The 734-nt window shown below is 36.5% G+C and carries 2 protein-coding genes; one reads left to right on the top strand and one right to left on the bottom strand.

Translation table 11 applies throughout. The features are described from left to right. Positions 1 to 248 precede the first annotated feature (248 nt). The gene (locus B5F78_RS16645) at positions 249 to 458 is read left to right on the top strand and encodes a winged helix-turn-helix domain-containing protein (protein WP_022040287.1); all 210 of its coding nucleotides are present in this window, start codon (positions 249 to 251) and stop codon (positions 456 to 458) included. On the opposite strand, the gene B5F78_RS17505 is transcribed toward B5F78_RS16645, so the two are convergent. Then, positions 390 to 704, bottom strand: coding sequence for a hypothetical protein (locus tag B5F78_RS17505; protein WP_162608598.1), 315 nt, complete (start codon positions 702 to 704; stop codon positions 390 to 392). The genes B5F78_RS16645 and B5F78_RS17505 overlap by 69 nt on opposite strands. Positions 705 to 734: the final 30 nt, after the last annotated feature.

Below are 734 nucleotides of genomic sequence, written 5' to 3'. Positions count from 1 at the left end.
TCAGGAAGAAAATCAACGCTAGACCGAGGGAAAAACTCAATTTCTTGACGCCTAAGGAGGTCTTTTTCAAAAATATTTCGTAATGTTGCACTCGCTGGTTGACTCTGCCTGCTTGTTTTTTTTCTTGATAAGCTGAAACTTTTTCAAATAAGCGTGCATAGATTTGTTTTTTTTAATTACTTTTGCAAGGGACTACGCAGACTTTTCTGAGTTAGTTTTTTATGTTTACTATTTAAAAGCAAAAGACTATGTTAAAAGAAAAAGCAGGTGTTATCGCCGGACAAATCTGGGAGGCACTGAATGGGAATGAAAAAGGCATGACTCAAAAAGAGCTGAAAAAAGCTACGAAACTGAAAACGGAGAAAGAATTGTTTTTAGGTTTGGGTTGGCTATTGAGAGAAGACAAGATTGAAGAAAAAGAAGATGAAGCAGGTGAATTGACTTTTGTGTTGAAATAAGTAAAATCTTGCAGTACAGAAAAAGGCGTTGAAGAAGTCATCAGGGATTTTTTCAACGTTTTTTTTATGATTTTGGTGAGAAGCTGTTTTGAATTTCTCCAAAAAGTTTTTCTTGGCTTGATGTATTCGTTTTCGTGTGTGCTTTGGGCGATTTTTTGGTCCTTTTTGCTCCTGTTCTTCGTCAGATAGCCCGCTATCTTCCTCATCACAGAAGCGAAAATGCCTCAAAAACTCATCCCAAATCATCGCACGATAAATTCAAAACAGCTTCTGAAA

Source organism: Bacteroides sp. An279 (assembly GCF_002159615.1).
Taxonomy (GTDB): Bacteria; Bacteroidota; Bacteroidia; order Bacteroidales; family Bacteroidaceae; genus Phocaeicola; species Phocaeicola intestinalis.
This window is presented reverse-complemented; position numbering and strand designations above follow the sequence as displayed.

Bases quoted from the DNA above. Each gene is read 5' to 3' on its own strand.
- B5F78_RS16645 (WP_022040287.1), top strand. From the start codon at position 249: ATGTTAAAAGAAAAAGCAGGTGTTATCGCCGGACAAATCTGGGAGGCA.
- B5F78_RS17505 (WP_162608598.1), bottom strand. From the start codon at position 704: ATGATTTGGGATGAGTTTTTGAGGCATTTTCGCTTCTGTGATGAGGAA.